Annotated in this window: 15 protein-coding genes; 9 read left to right on the top strand and 6 right to left on the bottom strand. The window is 67.8% G+C overall.

The window, feature by feature from the left end; all coding sequences use genetic code 11:
* Window positions 1–248 precede the first annotated feature (248 nt).
* Complete coding sequence (locus N416_RS0118790) at window positions 249–1,109, top strand: NAD(P)-dependent oxidoreductase (RefSeq protein ID WP_081654624.1); 861 nt, start codon at window positions 249–251, stop codon at window positions 1,107–1,109.
* On the opposite strand, the gene N416_RS0118785 is transcribed toward N416_RS0118790, so the two are convergent.
* Complete coding sequence (locus tag N416_RS0118785) at window positions 1,081–2,523, bottom strand: cell wall metabolism sensor histidine kinase WalK (RefSeq protein ID WP_024443643.1); 1,443 nt, start codon at window positions 2,521–2,523, stop codon at window positions 1,081–1,083. The two genes, N416_RS0118790 and N416_RS0118785, sit on opposite strands and share 29 nt — an antisense overlap.
* Window positions 2,520–3,242: a response regulator transcription factor gene (locus tag N416_RS0118780; protein ID WP_024443642.1), complete on the bottom strand. Its 723-nt coding sequence runs from the start codon at window positions 3,240–3,242 to the stop codon at window positions 2,520–2,522. Before N416_RS0118780 ends, N416_RS0118785 begins: the two co-directional genes overlap by 4 nt.
* Window positions 3,243–3,443: 201 nt before the next feature.
* Here N416_RS0118780 and N416_RS0118775 point away from each other — a divergent pair, with 201 nt between their 5' ends.
* On the top strand, window positions 3,444–4,784 hold the full coding sequence (locus N416_RS0118775; RefSeq protein WP_024443641.1) for a PPE domain-containing protein: 1,341 nt from the start codon (window positions 3,444–3,446) through the stop codon (window positions 4,782–4,784).
* Between the two features lie 5 nt (window positions 4,785–4,789).
* Window positions 4,790–6,064: a PPE domain-containing protein gene (locus N416_RS0118770; protein WP_024443640.1), complete on the top strand. Its 1,275-nt coding sequence runs from the start codon at window positions 4,790–4,792 to the stop codon at window positions 6,062–6,064.
* Here the strand turns inward: N416_RS0118770 and N416_RS0118765 are convergent.
* Window positions 6,061–6,867: an SOS response-associated peptidase gene (locus N416_RS0118765; RefSeq protein ID WP_024443639.1), complete on the bottom strand. Its 807-nt coding sequence runs from the start codon at window positions 6,865–6,867 to the stop codon at window positions 6,061–6,063. The two genes, N416_RS0118770 and N416_RS0118765, sit on opposite strands and share 4 nt — an antisense overlap.
* Before the next feature lie 16 nt (window positions 6,868–6,883).
* Window positions 6,884–7,609 (bottom strand): class I SAM-dependent methyltransferase, encoded by a 726-nt coding sequence (locus tag N416_RS0118760; protein ID WP_024443638.1) that lies wholly within the window; start codon window positions 7,607–7,609, stop codon window positions 6,884–6,886.
* Between the two features lie 92 nt (window positions 7,610–7,701).
* On the opposite strand from N416_RS0118760, the gene N416_RS0118755 reads away from it, so the two are divergent.
* The 4 genes from N416_RS0118755 to N416_RS24320 all read left to right on the top strand — a co-directional run bounded on the left by N416_RS0118755 (window position 7,702) and on the right by N416_RS24320 (window position 11,714).
* Window positions 7,702–8,748 (top strand): LLM class flavin-dependent oxidoreductase, encoded by a 1,047-nt coding sequence (locus N416_RS0118755; protein WP_024443637.1) that lies wholly within the window; start codon window positions 7,702–7,704, stop codon window positions 8,746–8,748.
* A 215-nt stretch (window positions 8,749–8,963) separates the two neighbouring features.
* Window positions 8,964–9,263, top strand: coding sequence for a PE family protein (locus N416_RS0118750; RefSeq protein WP_024443636.1), 300 nt, complete (start codon window positions 8,964–8,966; stop codon window positions 9,261–9,263).
* A 9-nt stretch (window positions 9,264–9,272) separates the two neighbouring features.
* Window positions 9,273–10,463, top strand: a complete 1,191-nt coding sequence (locus tag N416_RS0118745) for a PPE family protein (RefSeq protein ID WP_024443635.1) — start codon at window positions 9,273–9,275, stop codon at window positions 10,461–10,463.
* 15 nt (window positions 10,464–10,478) lie between these two features.
* A complete protein-coding gene (locus N416_RS24320) occupies window positions 10,479–11,714 on the top strand; it encodes a PPE family protein (RefSeq protein WP_024443634.1) in 1,236 nt (411 codons plus the stop codon).
* Window positions 11,715–11,727: 13 nt separating this feature from the next.
* Here the strand turns inward: N416_RS24320 and N416_RS0118735 are convergent, their stop codons facing one another.
* On the bottom strand, window positions 11,728–13,146 hold the full coding sequence (locus N416_RS0118735; RefSeq protein ID WP_155943406.1) for a PE-PPE domain-containing protein: 1,419 nt from the start codon (window positions 13,144–13,146) through the stop codon (window positions 11,728–11,730).
* Between the two features lie 238 nt (window positions 13,147–13,384).
* Window positions 13,385–14,968 carry a serine/threonine-protein kinase gene (locus tag N416_RS0118730; RefSeq protein WP_024443632.1) on the bottom strand — a complete coding sequence of 528 codons (1,584 nt, stop codon included), beginning with the start codon at window positions 14,966–14,968 and terminating at the stop codon, window positions 13,385–13,387.
* Between the two features lie 128 nt (window positions 14,969–15,096).
* Between N416_RS0118730 and aroA the strand changes: the two genes are divergently transcribed.
* On the top strand, window positions 15,097–16,389 hold the full coding sequence (aroA, locus tag N416_RS0118725; protein ID WP_024443631.1) for a 3-phosphoshikimate 1-carboxyvinyltransferase: 1,293 nt from the start codon (window positions 15,097–15,099) through the stop codon (window positions 16,387–16,389).
* The gene (gene rsgA / locus N416_RS0118720; protein ID WP_024443630.1) at window positions 16,386–17,375 is read left to right on the top strand and encodes a ribosome small subunit-dependent GTPase A; all 990 of its coding nucleotides are present in this window, start codon (window positions 16,386–16,388) and stop codon (window positions 17,373–17,375) included. Before aroA ends, rsgA begins: the two co-directional genes overlap by 4 nt.
* Window positions 17,376–17,481 lie beyond the last annotated feature (106 nt).

Here is a 17,481-nt window from a genome sequence, read left to right as displayed (position 1 = left end):
GACGGCGGCCGGGTCGCGCTCGGGCCCGATATCGACGGAAATGGTCACGTTTTCAACAGTAATGACCAGTATTGATATTCTGAAATACTTGTATTTCGCTCATTAATATACTGCTTTTATCAATCCTTCCCGGGAGTCGACCCGCCCGATTTCGGCGCGAAGCGTCGGACCGCCCCGACGATCCCCCGCCCTGGCGACCCCGGCCATCCGGCGATGAGCGAGGTCATCGGCGGCATAGGGTGACCAACATGGCCAACACAGGACCCCTCTCCGGCAAGACCATGTTCATCTCGGGCGCCAGCCGCGGTATCGGCCTGGCGATCGCCAAGCGCGCCGCCCGCGACGGCGCCAACGTCGCGCTGATCGCCAAGACCGCCGAACCGCACCCGAAGCTCGACGGCACGATCTATACCGCGGCCGCCGAAATCGAAGAGGCCGGCGGGCAGGCACTGCCGATCGTCGGTGACATCCGTGACGGGGACTCCGTGGCAGGGGCCGTGGCCGCCACCGTCGAGCGGTTCGGCGGCATCGACATCTGCGTGAACAATGCCTCGGCGATCAACCTGGGTTCGATCCTCGAAGTGCCGCTGAAACGCTTCGACCTGATGAACGGCATCGAGGTGCGCGGCACCTACGCGGTGTCGCAGGCCTGCATCCCGCACATGATCGGCCGCGACAACCCGCACATCCTGACGCTGTCCCCGCCGATCCGGCTGGAGCCTCAATGGCTCAAGCCCACCGCCTACATGATGGCCAAGTTCGGGATGACGCTGTGCGCCCTCGGGATGGCCGAGGAACTGCGCCAGCACGGGATCGCCTCCAACACGCTGTGGCCGCGCACCATGATCGCGACCGCCGCGGTACAGAACCTGCTCGGCGGAGACGAGGCGATGGCACGCTCTCGCACCCCGGAGATCTACGCCGACGCCGCATACGCCATCGTGACCAAGCCGGCCCGCGAATACACCGGCAACTCTTTGCTGTGCGAGGACGTGCTGGTGGACTCCGGCGTCACCGACCTGTCGGTCTATGACTGTGTGCCCGGCAGCGACCTGGGCGTAGACCTGTGGGTCGACACCGTCAACCCGCCGGGCTACGTGCAGAGCTGACCACGGCCCCGCCGGAACCCGTCGGGATGACCAGTCTGAAGCAGGCGCCCCCGTTTCGGGGAACGCACGTCAGGGTCCCCCCGTGCGCCTCGGCCAGCGCCCGGGCGATCGGCAGGCCCAGTCCCGCACCGCCGTGGTCGCGCCCGCGGGCGCTGTCCAGGCGCACCAGCCGATCGAAGATCCGCTCGGCGTCCTCGGCACTCACACCTATGCCGGTGTCGGTGACGACCACCGCGACACCCCCGCTGTCTTTGCCGACGTCGACGTTGATCTGTCCACCGGGCGGTGTGTAACGGCGCGCGTTGTCGAGCAGGTTGGACAGAATCTGCGCGACGCGCGTGGGGTCGACCCCGGCGGTCACTGAGTCCAGGCCGGTCCGCCCGATCCGGAGTTGCGGAGCAAGCAGCGCGGCCCGGTCCAGCTGGGTGTCGATGATGCCGACCAGATCGATGTCTTTGAGCTCCAACGGCAATCCGGCATCGATATAGCTCAGGTCCAGCATGTCGGTGACCAGCCGGGTCGCCCGCCGCGCTTCGGTCAACAACAGGCTGGCACGACGATGCTGGCGAAGTACCTCGGGCTCGATGGCGTCCTCACCGATGGACTGGCCGACATGCACGCCGACGTTTCCGGCGATCTGCTCGGCAGCGGCCTGCATTCCCGCTATCGGGGTGCGCAGCTCATGGGCAGCGTCGGCGAGGAAACGCCGCACTGCCGCTTCGGCTCGCTGCGCCCCCTGCGCGGCGCTCTGAGCCCGCTTCTCGGAGTTCTCCAGCTCGTCGAGCATGTCGTCGAAAGCTTCTGCCGCCCGACCCAGTTCGGTCCTGGGACGGTCTGGGCGCAGCCGCCGACCCCGATCCCCCGTGGTGATGTCGCGGGCGAGATCGGTGAGACGATCCAGCGGCGCCAGCAGCGCGCGACTCGCTCCGGCCAACAAGGTCGATGCCAGTAGCAAGGTCCCCAGCCCGGCCTCGATCATCAAGCGCCGCAATCGGCGCAGCGTCTCGTCGGACTCCGTGGTGTCGGCGACCAGGATCACCCGGTCGCCGTTGGCCAGGGGATGCACCAGGACTGTCGCGGTGTCGTCGGGCTCAAGCGGCGGGGCCGGAAACTTCGATCCGGTGGTCGCGTCGGGCTCGATCGCGGGGTCACCGTAGCTGGTGCCGTCGGCGGTGACTACGAGTGCGGCGATGATGCCGCCGTTGAGTTGTTCGGACATCTGTTCAGCCGAGATGCCCAGTGCTACGAGGGAATCCGCCCGAGCCGTCGCCGCTGCCAGTCGTTCGTGCACGCTGCGGGTCGCCAGCGCGGTCAAACTGGCATTGATCACCAGCCCCATCGCCAGCATGAGCATGACAAGCAACGCCAGCACCATCAGCGTCAGGCGACGCCGCAGCGAGGGAGTGGCGGTCATGAACCCGAAAGTTCCAGCCGGTAGCCGATCCCACGCACGGTATGCAGGATTCGTGGTCCGTGCGCCTCGAGCTTCTGCCTCAACCCACTGATGTGGACCTGCACCAGGTTGGGGTCGTATGCCTCATAACCCCATACCGCGTTAAGGATCTGCGCGCTGCTGACGATACGACCGCGCTGTTCGACAAGGTAGACCAGCACCCGCAGCTCGGTGGCGGTCAGACCCAGAGGGGTGCCGGAGCGGGCGGCCACCCCGGCGTCGACATCGACCATCAGATCCCCGAACTGCACGGCAGCCGGTAGCCGGCCCCGCCGACGGAGCACCGCACCGACCCGCGACACCAGCTCGGCCAACTCGAACGGCTTGACCACGTAGTCGTCGGCGCCGCCGTCAAGACCGCGCAGCCGGTCGGGTAAGCCGTCACGCGCGGTGAGCAACACCACCCCCACCTCGCCCCAGCGCAGGATCACATCCATCAGCGCGAAGCCATCGCGTCCCGGCAGCATGACGTCGAGAACCACCAGGTCCGGCCGGAATCCGTCCAGCACCTCCTCCAGACCGTGACCGTCGGGCTGGGTGTCGGTGAGGTAGCCGGCGTCGGCCAGCGCCTCGCTGACCATCTCGCGGATGGCCTCGGAGTCCTCGACCACCAGAACCCGCGGCGTTCCCACGCTGAAGGGGGTACCGCCGCGACGGTCGGCGGACCGGGAATCGGCCATGGTCCATTGATAACACCGTCGCGCCGTCATGGGGAGGCCCGACCGGCGCGGCTTGCGCTCACCGCCGCGTTCTTCAGGTTCACTTCAAGTTGACTGTTTACGGTCACGGAGACCGAGTGCGCCCGGTGGCCTGCCGCACCGGCGCGAACCGGGAAATTCAGGAGGCACCATGACGCCTACTAATAACAGGCCTATCTGACAATGGATTTCGCGATTCTGCCACCAGAGGTCAACTCGAGCCGGATGTATTCGGGGGCAGGAGCACAGCCATTGCTGGCCGCTGCCGCCGCCTGGAGCGCCCTGGCCGCCGAACTGAACAGCGCGGGACTGGCCTGCGACTCGATGATCGATGAGCTGTCCGCCGGCTGGGCCGGCCCCAGCGCCGCCGCGATGGCCGCCGCCGCGGCACCGTACGCCCAGTGGATGCATGCCACCGCCGCCCAGGCCGAACACACCGCTTCGTCGGCCCGCACGGCGGCCGCCGCCTACGATGCGGCGTTCGCGATGACCGTGCCTCCCCCGGCGGTCACCGCCAACCGCACTCAGATGATGTCGCTGCTCGCCACCAACTATCTGGGTCAGAACACGGCCGCCATCGCGGCCACCGACGCCCAGTACTACGAGATGTGGGCCCAGGACGCCACCGCCATGTACGGCTATGCCACCAGCTCCGCTGCCGCCACCAGGCTGGTTCCGTTCACCGAGCCCCCGCGCACCACCAATCCCACCGGCACGGCGAATCAGGCCGGAGCGGTAGGCCAGGCCACAGCCACCGCGGCAGGCGGCCACGCCGATTCCGCGGCTGCGGCGATCACCCAGGCACTGCAGGGTCTCGGCGCGCCAGGATCGGCGGCAGCGGGATCCAATGCGACGCTGACGAGTTCCATCGGTTCAGCGGCGGCAATGGAGCCCGGGCTGGCGGCGTCCTACCTGGCATTGGCCTCCAGCCTGTTCGGCACTTTCGTCATCGACTCGGCCGGTACCTTCGGCGTGGACGCGGCCGGCACCTTCGGGATCGACCTGATCGGCGTCGGCGAGATCGAGAGTGAACTGCTGCCGGAGATGGCTCTGACCGGCGCGCTCACTCCGGTGAGCGCCGAGATGGGTGAAGCGGCCACGCTCAGCGGTCTGTCGGTGCCGCAGGCCTGGGCCACCGCGGCGCCGACGACCACCGTGATCCAGCAGTTCAGCGCCGCATTGCCCAACGCCGGGCAAGCTGCAGTGCCCGCCGCCGCGGCCGGGGCCTCCGCGCTGCCGCTGGCCGCCATCGGCGCCGCCGGGTTGGCCGGCCGGGCCACCGCGGGCCTCGGGCGGGGTCGCACCGCCACCCCGAACCCGAAAGCCGCCCCCAAACGGGCACCGCGCGCCATGGTCAAACAGCGCGACCAAACCGAGAAGCCGAAGAAACCGCCGGTACGTCCATTGCACGGCCCCATCACCCGGATCTCCGGTGAGCTGCGGGAACTGGCCGATCTGCGCGATGCCGGGATCCTCACCGAAGAAGAGTTCACCCGGGAAAAGCAGCGCCTTCTCGGCCGGTAGCCCCCATGGATTTCGCATTGCTGCCACCGGAGGTCAACTCCCTCCGGATGTATTCCGGCGCGGGCGCCGGCCCCATGCTCGCCGCGGCGTCATCCTGGGATGCGCTGGGCGCTGAGCTACACAGCGCCGGACTCGCCTACGCCTCGGTGCTCACCGAACTGGGCTCCGGTTGGGCCGGCCCCAGCGCGCGGGCCATGGCCGCCGCCGCAGCACCGTACGCCCAATGGCTGCACACCGCCGCGATCCAGGCCGAGGAGACCGCCATCGCGGCCCGCGCCGCCACCGCCGCCTACGAGTCAGCTTTCGCCATGACGGTGCCGCCGCCGGTCGTCGCGGCCAACCGCAGCCTGCTGATGACTTTGGTCGCGACCAACTTCCTGGGCCAGAACACACCCGCTATCGCGACCACCGAGGCCCACTACTACGAGATGTGGGCCCAGGATGCCACCGCCATGTACGGCTATGCCGCCGGTGCCGCCGCCGCCGGCCGGCTGAGCCCGTTCAGGCAGCCGCCGCGCACCACCAACTCCGCCGCTACATCGGCTCAGTCAGCGGCCGTCATGCAGGCGGCCGCTACCAGCTCGGAGGGCCACGGCGAGGGCGTCATCACCACTTTGACCCATGCGCTGGAGTCCTCGTCCGCCCTGGCTGAGGCCATTGGTGCAGACGCAATCTTGATCAGCGAGCCCGCAATCGAGGTCGGCATCGCCGGTGTCGAGCTGGTTGTCGACTCGATGGGCACGTTCGGCGTCGACGCGCTTGGGACGTTCTTGATCGATGCGATGGGCGCCGCCGAGGTGGGCCAGGAATTGCTGCGTGCTGCGATGGCCGGTGCGCTGCCGGTCTCGGCCAATCTGGCCTCGGCGACCTCGATCAGCGGGCTGTCGGTGCCGCTGGCCTGGGCGGCGGCCGCACCGGCGGCGGTGGCGCCGCAGATAGGTATGTCGCTGGCGTCCGCCGGTACGGCCGCCGCCACCTCCGCTGTCCCGGCCGTGGCCGCCGGTGAGACGGTGATCCCAGCGGCAGGGATGGCCGCAGCCGGCGTGGCCGGGCGAGCCGGGGCCGGCGCCACCCAGGGGCACCGCATCCCGACCGCCGGTACCGTCACCCCGCCGCCGGTATCGCGGCCCAACCAGCTGCCGGAGTTGCCCGCGTCCTCGGCGTTCGCTCTGTTGATGGGCGCCGACATCGAGCTGCGCGAGCTGGCCGAACTGCGCAACGCCGGGATTCTCACGGCCGAGGAGTACGCGCTGGAGAAACGGAGTCTGGTCGGGCGTTAAAGCAGGTAGGCCTGCTCGGGTTGCGGCTCGACCGGTGCGATCAGCTCGGGCGAGTTGTTGCGCACGCTGTTGACCAAGGTCGAGACCTCACGCACCGCGATCCCGGCCACGTCCGGCGGGCGGGCCAGCAACGCGGTGTCGATCGCAGCGTCGGGATCCAGCCAAGCTTCCCAATGGTTTTCGGCCAGCAGTAACGGCATCCGGTCGTGAATGCCGGCCAGTTCCCCGACGGCCGCGGTGGTGATGATTACGACGCTGAGCAACGCGTCGGACAGCCGATCGGGGCGCCAGACCGACCACAGACCGGCCGCGTACAGCATCGCGCCGTCACCGTGGATATAGAACGGTTTCTTGCGACCTTGGGGCTCTGCGCGCCATTCGTAATAGCCGTCCATCGGCACCAGGCAGCGCCGCCGCTGCGCGGACGCGGAGAACGCCGGTGAGGTGGTGAGCTTGTCGGCACGGGCATTGATCAACAATGGGCCGCCCGGGGCCGGCGCCCCGTTCGGGCCGGCCTTGGTCCACGGCGGCACCAGTCCCCAGCGCATCCGCCGGAGCCGTCGAGTCGGTTGGTCACCGGGTTCATGCGGCGGTCCCAGCTTCGCCTCTCCTACGTCGAACCTCGCTGAACCACCGGGTTCATGCGGCGCCTGGGTGTGCCGGCTGACCAGGGTCGCGATGCCGTCGGTGGGGGCCACGTTGTAGTTCGGACCGGCGTCGACGCCGACCGGCATCTCGTTGATCGCATCGATACGCGTAGCCAGCAACGCCGGATCGATGGTTACCGCGAAACGCCCGCACATAGCTCCATGGTGACAGCTAATCGATCCGGGTGGCGGTGACCGCCCAGAACGGCATATGCACCAGGTTGTCCACCAGCAGCGGTTGCAGGTAGGCGAACCGCTCGGCCAGCGCGCGGACACCTGCCACCAGGTCCTCGCGACCCATCGCCTCCATCACCGCGATCATGTCGGTGAAGGCAGTGGGTTCGAAAGTCCCTTGATAGGTCGTGGTGCCGACGTGCTCGATACGCCACCCGGCGGATTCGAGCAGCGGGCCGAAGCGCTCGGGCGACAGCCCGTCCAACTGCCAGCCGTTGACGTTGTGGCGGCCGGCTTCGAACATGAACAACCGGGCTTGAGGCCTGGTCGCTCGGTGCAGGTTGCGCGCGTAGCGCAACTGAGCTTCTTCGTCGTCCTGGAACAGGTGGTAGAACGCGCTGTCGACCACGGTGTCGAACCGGTCGTCGAACCCGTCGAGGTCGACCGCGTCGGCCACCTGGAAGTTCACCGTCACACCGGCTTGGGCCGCGTTACGCTGCGCGACCGCGATAGCAGCCGGAGAATGGTCGAGCCCCGTGGTCGAATAGCCATGGGCTGCATAGTGAATCGCGTGATGACCCGAGCCGGTTCCGGGGTCGAGGACTTCCCCGCGCAGCGCTCCGCACGCCACCAGTTGCTGCACCACCGGCTGCGGACGACCGATCTCCCACGGCTCGGGAGGACTTGCCGGTGGTGCGCCGCCGAGCTCGGTATCGCTGTTCATCGCCCACAACTGTGCGCGAGTCCGGTTAACGAAATCAGAACGCACGGTGTACGAACGGCGACAGTCGCCCAGGTGATGGCAAGATCGCCGCTGTGCGCCTCTCCGTCCTCGATCTCACACCGGTCCGCACCGACCAGTCCACCTCGAATGCGCTGGCGGCAACGATGCGACTGGCGAAGATCGCCGACGAACTCGGCTACACCCGCTATTGGGTCGCCGAGCACCACAATATTCCCGCGGTAGCCGCCACCAGCCCGGCGGTGCTGACCGCGATGATCGCCGCCGCCACCTCACGTATCCGGGTGGGCTCGGGCGGGGTGATGCTGCCCAATCACGCTCCCCTGGCTGTGGCCGAGCAGTTCGCGCTGCTGGAGGCCGCCCATCCCGGCCGTATCGACCTGGGTATCGGACGCGCTTCCGGCGCCGACCTGGTGGCATCGACGGTGTTGCGGGGCGGGCGCGGCGACCACGACAACCAGGGCCTCAATGATTTCCCCGACAACCTCTCCGATGTGGTCGCCCTGCTGGGCAACGCGGGCGTATCGGTGCAACTGCCGGACCGCGACTACGTCCTGCGGTCGACGCCGTGCGCGGTGTCGAGGCCACGCGTGTACGTGCTGGGATCCTCGATGCAGTCGGCTCAAGTTGCCGCGGCTAAGGGACTGCCCTACGTATTCGGGCATCACCTGTTCGGCGAACACACCGACGAGGCACTGGCGTACTACCGATCGCAGTTCGTCCCGAGCGAGTTTGCCGACCAGCCGACCGCCTTTCTGACGGTCAACACCGTGGTTGCCGAAACACACGACGAGGCAATGGCTTTGATCCTTCCGTACCTGCGATTGCAGGCTCACACGGCGACCGGACAGCCACCCGCCCGCCTGGAACTGGTCGAAGACGCCGAGCAGTCGACTCTGACGCCGCAGCAACAGCGCGTCGCGCAGGGCGAACTCTCACGCGCGGTGGTCGGCACGCCGGCCGAAGCGCTCGGAAAGCTGCGGAAATTGGCCGACCGATTCGGCGTGGACGAGTTGATGCTCAACCCGGTCGCCTCAAGCCGGCGAGGCACCGCTGCCGCCAGTGCGCCGGGGCGTGAAGTCACGTTGCGGCTATTGGCCGGCGCCGCGTCGGCAAAGTGAACAAGAGATGAAGACAAACCAACGCCAGAGGGCTGCTCGGTGAATGTTTCGGGTGCCTTTTCCAACTGTCAATGAACAACTGCTGACAGTCTCCGAAAAGTCCGCTTCCAGGCTGCGTGTCGGGTGTCAGATCGCATAACGTCGGCTCTGCGCCAAGGGCGTACGCGATCTGCGTAGCAATCGCGGAACTGGAAAGTCTTCTACGAGGAGCCTTCATGTCGTTCGTCACAACGCAGCCCGAAGCGTTGCTGGCCGCCGTCGCCAATCTGCGAACCATCGGTTCGTCGCTGGCCGCTCACAGCGCCGCTGCGGCAACACCCACCACCGGTGTGGTCCCGGCAGCCGCTGACGAGGTTTCCGCGCTGACCGCTGCCCAGTTCGCCGCTCACGGCCAGACCTACCAGGCCGTGAGCGCACAGGCTGTGGCCGTCCACGAAATGTTCGTCAACGCCCTGACCAACGGAGCCAACGCATACGCCGCTACTGAGGCTGCCAACGCAGCCGCGGCCGGTTAGGCGACGGCGATGAACTACTTGTCGTTGCCGCCAGAGGTGACCTCCACCATGATCTACTCCGGCCCCGGTTCGGAGCCGATGGTGGTGGCCTCCTCGGCCTGGAGCGCGCTTGCCGCTGAACTGAAAACCATTGCGGCCGAGTACCGGTCGGTCATCAATCTGTTGACCTCCGAAGAATGGCTGGGACCGGCATCAGCGGCGATGGCTACAGCGGCCGCGCCCTACGTGAACTGGATGGAACTCACTGCCGCGCAGGCCGAGCAGACCGCCGCTCAGGGCCGTTCCGCGGCAGCCGCCTACGAGGCGGCACACGCCCAGACGGTTCCGCCGGTAGCCGTCACAGCCAACCGCCAGTTGCTGCAGGAGTTGGTGACCACCAACATCCTCGGGCAGAACACCCCGTCGATCGCGGCCACCGAAGCCGAGCACGGCGAGATGTGGGCCCAAGACACCATGGCGATGTACGGCTATCAAGCCCAGTCCAGCGCCGCCACCGAGCTGAGCGAGTTCACCTCGCCGCCGAATCCGACCAACCCGGGCTCGGAGGCCGGTCCTGCCACCGGTGCGAACCAAGCGGCGCCGGCGTCGTCCGCCTTGCAGAACCTGTTCCGCCCGATGTCGGCCGAGAGCACGGGCAGTCCCGCCGGGGACATCCTCGACGACCCGAACTACCAACTGGGCGGCCAAGCCGTGGACATGGCCACGGGCCAGATCAGCATGTACTCGAACAACCTCTGTGCGGTCTGGCGCGGAATGAGCGGTCTCACCGGTCTTCAGAAGATGTTCGCCGATGGGGCGAAAGATGCAGCCAAGGCCGCCTCAGGTGCCGCCGACGCCGCCAAGGGCGCCGCTTCGGGCGCCGCGGGCGCTGCGGGCGCCGCTTCGGGTGCAGCTTCGGGCGCTGCTCGCGCCGCGGCGGGTGCCGCCGGCTCGCTCGGTGGGCTCTCGGTGCCGCCAAGCTGGACTGTTCCATCGGCGCCATTGACCGCCCTGGGCCCGGTATCGGGAGGAACGTGGCAGCCGATCGGCGGCGCCGCCGCCGGCGGAATCCTCGGCGGCTCCCCGATGGCTCCCCCGATGGGGATGGCGGGGATGCCGGCAGGAGCTGCGGGCGCCGCAGGCGCCGGCTTCAAGGGCTTCGGCGGGCCCCGCTACGGGAGCCAGCTAACCGTCATGCCGCGCCGTCCGTTCGGCGGATAGCGCCCAGGAGACTTGGTGATCGACTACGGGGCGCTGCCACCGGAGGTCAATTCCGCACGGATGTACGCGGGAGCCGGCTCCGGTCCACTGTTGGCAGCCGCGGGGGCCTGGGATGTCCTGGCCCAAGAGGTGAGCGTTACCGCTGCCGCGGTGGATATGACCATCGCAGATCTGACCAGTGGTCCGTGGCGTGGGCCGTCTGCAGCCGCCATGGCGGCTGCAGTGCTGCCCTTCACCACGTGGTTCAGGGCCACCGCCGGGCAGGCTGAGCTCGCGGCCTCCCAAGCCAGGGCCGCCGCGGCCGCTTTCGAAGCAGCGTTCGCAATGACGGTTCCTCCTCCCGTCGTACTGGCCAACCGAATCCAGCTGATGACGCTGGTTGCCACCAATTTCTTCGGTCAGAACACCCCGGCAATCGCAGTGACCGAAGCGCACTATGCGGAGATGTGGGCTCAGGATGCGACCGCGATGTACACCTATGCGGCCGGCTCCGCAGCGGCAACACAGATGTCCGAATTCACCTCACCGCCGCAGACCACCAACCCGGCCGGGCCCGCCGAACAGGCGGCCGCAACCAGCAACGCTGCTGGGAACTCGGCGGCCACGCAGGCGCTGAACCAGTCAATCGCCCAGGCCGGCACTGCCAGCGGGACACCCACCACGCCGGGCTCCCCGGTGCTTCCAGGCACCGGGGCCACGCCGCCTGGAGGCACCGTGCCGCCGTTGACCGCGTTCCTGCAGAAGGTCGTCAACACGATGAAGCCGCTAGACGACATGTGGAGGGACCCGCTGCACCCGCTGCGGTACGCGCATCCGATCGGTGAAGCTTTTAAAGGCTGGCAGCACGCCGGCTCCGGGCCAGCAGGTGTGCGGGACGTTCTCGCCGACGCGGCGAAGGCAGCCGAGAGCGCTGCCAAGAGTGCCGGATCCACCGCAATCAAATCGGGTTTCAGCCCCGCGATGCCGTCCGCCGCAGTGGGCAAGGGCATACAGGTCGGCGCCCTGTCGGTGCCGCAGAGTTGGCCCATTGCCCCTAGCACGGCCAATCAGGCTGCGGCAACGCTGGTCTCCAGCCGGATGGCAGCCGCCGCCGGGCCCGCTGAGATGCCCCGCGCCGCGATGGCAGGTATGGGCGGTCTGGCAGCGTTGCCGGCGGCCGCCGGCGGCGGCGGTGGGCCCACCGGTTTCCGGTTCGTTCCCCGATACGGCTACCGCCACCGGGTGATGAACCGGCCGCCCAGCGCCGGATAGGCGCTGGGCGCGTTCAGATCAACGCGCCCAGCAACGCGAGAGGCAGGATTCCCATGCCGACGGCCAGCGGGAGGCCGATGGCGTCGAGGAGATCACCGTCGGCCAACTCCGTGGCGAAGATGTCGAAGCTGACCTGGGGCAGGTTGAACAACAGCGCGGTGCCCACATCCAGCAGCGGAATGCCGGTATGGGGTGGGAAGGTGCCGAAAATGTCGTCCAGCGTGGGGAAGTACGAGAAGAAGTCCGCCGTCTGGGTGTCCGAGATCGCGTTGATGAAGCCCTCCATCTCCGCCATGAAGGCTGGCGGCGCGGTGGTCGGGTTCACGATCTCGTCGAAGAAGTCGGCGACGCCTTGCTGCCAGGCGTTGCTCAGCGCCTGCGGCAGCTCCTGCGCAAGCGCCGCCAGCGTCGCCGGATCCGGCAGGAATCCCAATGGCGTCGCCACATCGGCGGGTCCTTGACTCCAGCCGTGCTCGATATTGCCGTAGCCCAGGTTCACCAGGATGCGCGTGACCGGCTCGAACAGATCGTAAAGCGCCTGCCCCCCACTGCCGAAGAACAGCAGCGGATACAGCAACGGCAGTCCCTCGGCCGGAATCATGTAGTAGTTGGTCAACGAATCCGGCGATGCATTGGGAAGCAGGATCGCGTCATCGATCTGATCGGACGTCAGGCCCAGATAGGTGGTGTGCTGGAACGCAATTCCCAGGATCGCATTGAGAACCGACAAGAAGTTGAGCGGGTATTGCGGGAAGTCGGCAAAGCCGTCGTATTCCCGGTTGTAGACCTCGGTGGGGTACAGATCAGACGGTCCTGCCCCGCTGAACGTCAGCCCCAGACTCGGCAGGCTCACCGGCCCGAGTTCGGGCAGATTGAAGCGGGAGAGCATGCCACCGTTCGGCGCACTGACGTCGCCGATCATCACGAAACGCACGTAGTCACTGGGCACGCCTGCTTCCGCAAGCTGGTACTGCGCCATCGACTCGATGATGGCGCCCTGCGACCAGCCGAAGACGACAGCGGGGTTCTCCGCGCTGAGGTCTCCGTTCTGGTACTGAGCCATGATCGCCTCGTAGAGGATCTGCTGGCCCTGCGCTACCGATTCATCCAGCGTTCCGCCGAACGGGCCCAAGAACGGGTAGAGCTGTTGGGGCATGGTGAGCACCTGCGTGGTGCCGGTGAAGCCGAGCGGCTCCAGATACATCGACGTAGCGGCGGCCACGTACGACGGCCCGGGCGTGGCCAACCCACTGCCGCCGATGATGAACGCCGTGCCGCCGCCCAGTGGCTGAGTCGCGATTTCATTGGCGGACAGGCGCAATCCCGGAATCTGCAGGGCGGCTGACGGCGCGGCCGCCGCCGTGGGTGCGATCAAACCCGCACCCACCACGGCGGTGGCAACAGCGCACAAGGGGCCGCGTACGTGACTCACTGGATTCTCCTTCGGGCAGCCCGACCAGGCGTGTGCAGTGGTAGACGATAAACCGGCGCGGGAAGGGTCCGCTGCATGGCCTGCGCTCCTTTGCCGTGCGACGAGGCGGACTCTGCGCCCATGCGAAAGCTGTCGAGCAGCCTTGAATTACTCGAAAAGTAACATAGATAGCAAACGCACAATAGTGCGCTCTAAATTTTCCAGTGATGCAAAGTCGAGCAGGGCGGTCCCGAGATGATCAGGCCGGCTTGGCCGGTTTGACCATTTCGACCGACGGGTTGATGCCCGCCGGAAGATCACCGAATCGGCTGGCTACCACCGGAACCCAGATCTGGGCTCCGCGCTGGCCGCACTCGTTGCTTTCCACGGTGGCGACCATCGCGCCGTGCAGGACACCCGGAATGGTCGGCTCCAGGGTGAGCACCTGGGTGGTGATCTGACTGCCTTGGCGGCCGTCTACAGCTATACACGGCGCCTGCAATGTCTGTGGCTGCGACCGCCAGGAGTCACCGGTGTATTCCAGGGCCAATTCGTTGCCACCCGACGGCGTCGTCGCCGCTTTCCGGTGATCTTTCGAGTCCAGCATGATCGCCGATGCCGTGCATTCGGAGGTGTCACAGGAGGATTTGACGGCCCACCAGGTGCTGACGTTGGGCGGCTGGGGGTTCGGGACGCCGTTGTACTTCTCGCCAGCCCGGTTGGCGTCGACGCGGTAAGTCCCCTCGAAAGCGGGCGCCTTGGGCGGTGGCGCCACGACCTCCGCGGGTGCTGTGCTGGCGGTGACCGACGCCGTGTCAGTCGGCTCCTCAGCCAGCAGGCGCGGGACGATCGCCGCAACCGATCCCACTACTGCCAGACCCAAGGGCACCAGGACAGCGGGTCGGGCCAGTTTCGACAGCCGGCTCGGCGGCGGTGCCGGCAGGGCGCGCGGAACGCCCCGCACGACGGTACTGGCGGAGTCGGACTTGTCATCGGAGTCCGGGTCGGCGAGCTGTTCGGCCAGGGCTGCGACGAAGTCCGAGCAGTCCCGGAATCGCTCGGCGGGGTCTTTGGCCAGCGCAGCGGCCAGCACATCGTCGAACTGTTGCAGCTCGGGACGCCGGTCGCTGAGCAGCGGCGGCGGGGTGTTCAGGTGATGACTGATCACCGTCACCGGGTTCTCGTGCTGATACGGCGGCACCCCGGTCAGCATCTGAAAGGTGGTAGCAGCCAACGCGTACTGGTCGGCACATTCCAGACCTTCGGCACCCATCAGTTGTTCGGGTGCGGCGTAGGCGACGGTGCCGATGGCAAGATTGCTGGCGGTCAGTCCGGTGGGTCCGCTCAGTTGCCGAGCGACGCCGAAGTCGGCCAGAACGGCGGTCAGAACTTCGTCGCCGTCCTCGGTCACCAAGATGTTGCTGGGTTTGACGTCGCGGTGCACCACACCCTGTCCGTGGGCGTAGTCCAGGGCATCGGCGATGCTCGCGACGATCGGGATGACGATCTGGGCAGGCATCCCGGCCGGGAACTTGCGGGTGATGAGCTCGCCGAGCGTCTCGCCCTCGATGTATTCCATCGAGAGCCACAACCGGCCGCGGTATTCGCCGCGGTCATGCACGCGCACGATGTTCGGGTGCACCAGCACCGCGGCGGCTTCGGCCTCACGCCGGAACCGCTCCTCGTACTCATCGTCGGCACTCAAGGACCGGCGCAGAATCTTCACGGCTTCGCGTCGGGGCAGCCGGGGGTGCTGCGCAAGGTAAACCTTGCCCATCCCGCCGGCACCCAACAGTTTCAAGATGGTGTACTCAGCAAAAATCGAGCCCGCCGCCAGAGCCATGCCGCAGACACTAATGATGCTGGGTAAACAGTTGGGTGATACCAGGCAGCGAGCCGGCAAAGAACCCGATCGAGGCTCGCTGAACCGCCGGTACCAGCTCTGGAGGCGGACGCTGGCAGGATGAAACCGTGACGACTTGGCCGGCACCGACGCCCACCGCCCCTATCGACGCGACGGTGACCGTGCCCGGCTCGAAGTCGCAGACCAATCGTGCGCTGGTACTGGCCGCCCTGGCCGCAGCAAGCGGTGGCGGTGTCTCCACCCTCTCCGGCGCCCTGCGCAGCCGCGACACCGACCTGATGCTCGATGCTCTGCGCGGCCTGGGCCTGCGGGTTGAGGCGGTAGCTCACCATGTGACAGTCAGCGGCAAGATCGACCCTGAACCGAATATCCGACTGAACTGTGGCCTCGCCGGCACCGTGCTGCGGTTCGTGCCGCCGCTGGCCGCGCTGGGCACCGTCACCGTCACGTTCGACGGGGACGAACAGGCCCGGGCCCGGCCGATCGCGCCGCTGCTGGATGCGATGCGCAGCCTGGGTATCGCGGTCGAGGGCGACGGCCTACCGTTCGGGATCCACGGCACTGGCTCCGTCGCGGGCGGCACCGTGGGGATCGACGCCTCCGCGTCATCGCAGTTCGTCTCCGGCCTGCTGCTGGCGTCCGCCGCGTTCGACGACGGGCTGACCGTGGTGCACACCGGGGCCACCCTGCCGTCCGCCCCGCATATCGCGATGACGGTCGCGATGCTGCGCCAGGCAGGTATCGACGTTGACGACGCCGTCCCGAACCGCTGGCGGGTCACCCCGGCGACGGCGACGCCCCGAAACTGGGAGATCGAACCCGACCTGTCCAACGCCACCCCGTTTCTGGCGGCCGCGGTGGTCACCGGTGGCCGCGTCCGTATCGCCGACTGGCCGGCCGTCGGCGTGCAGCCCAGCGGCGCCATCATCGAGATCTTCGGTGCGACCGGAGCCCGGGTGAGCCACGCCGATGCGCACCTGCAGGTGGAGGGCCCGAGCAGCTACGGCGGCTTCGACGTGGATCTGCGCGCCGTCGGCGAGCTCACCCCGACGGTGGCGGCACTGGCCGCCCTGGCCGCCCCGGGCTCGGTGTCACGACTGAGCGGCATCGCGCACCTGCGCGGGCACGAGACCGACCGGCTGGCCGCGCTGACGACCGAAATCAACCGGCTGGGCGGCGACAGTGTCGAGACGCCCGACGGCCTGCTGATCACCGCGACCCCGTTACACGGCGGAATCTGGCATTCCTACGCCGACCATCGGATGGCCACCGCCGGTGCGATCATCGGGCTTCGGGTCCCCGGTGTCGAGGTCGAGGACATCGAGACCACCGCCAAAACCCTGCCCGCATTCCCCCGGATGTGGGCGGACATGCTCGCCGACGCGGGGGCCGGCGCTTGAAACCGGAGGACTACGACGAATCCGACGTCAAAGTCCGCTCCGGCCGCGGCTCGCGGCCTCGCACCAAAATCCGTCCCGGGCACGCCGACGCCCAGTCGGCCATGGTGGTCAGCGTCGATCGCGGACGCTGGGGTTGTGTCCTAGACGGCCCCGACGGCCCGGCCGATCTTCAGGTCACCGCGATGCGCGCCCGCGAATTGGGTCGCACCCCGATCGTGGTCGGCGACCGCGTCGACGTGGTCGGCGACCTGTCCGGCCGGCCCGACACCCTGGCCCGCATCGTGCGGCGCAGACCACGACGAACCGTGTTGCGGCGCACCGCCGATGACACCGACCCCACCGAGCGAGTGGTGGTCGCCAACGCCGACCAGCTGCTGATCGTGGTCGCGCTGGCCGATCCCCCGCCACGGACGGGACTGGTCGATCGGGCGCTGATCGCCGCCTATGCCGGAGGACTGACGCCGATTCTGTGCCTGACCAAAACTGACCTGGCGGATCCGGCGCCCTTCGCCGGCCAGTTCGCCGACCTGGACCTCACGGTGGTCACCGCGGGCCGCGACGACCCGCTCGACGCGGTCGCCCCCCTGCTGCAATCCCAGGTGACGGTGCTCTTGGGACACTCCGGCGTCGGCAAATCAACCTTGGTGAATCGCCTTGTCCCCGAAGCTGATCGGGCTGTCGGACGGGTCACTGACATCGGCCGGGGGCGGCACACCTCCACCCAATCGGTGGCGCTGCGGCTGTCCGGCTCGGGTTGGGTGATCGATACCCCGGGGATCCGCTCGTTCGGCCTGGCCCACATCGCACCCGACGACGTGCTGCTGGCGTTCTCCGACCTCGCTGAGACCATCGACGACTGTCCTCGCGGCTGTGGCCACCTGGGACCACCGGCCGATCCCGAATGCGCGCTGGACGATCTGACCGGCGTAGCGCAGCGCCGCGTCGAAGCGGCGCGCCGACTGCTGACGGTGCTGCGCGAGGGCTGACGGTCGCGGGGAACGCACCCATTGACCGCCCTCACATGGTGAACCGCGGGCCCAAAGTGAACGGCAGGCGTCATCGAATCAAACGCCTTCGGCCAGCCGATGAACA

This window comes from Mycobacterium sp. UM_WGJ (genome assembly GCF_000455125.1).
Lineage (GTDB): Bacteria > Actinomycetota > Actinomycetes > Mycobacteriales > Mycobacteriaceae > Mycobacterium.
Note: the sequence above shows the minus strand (reverse complement) of the source record. Positions and strands in the feature narration are given on the sequence as shown.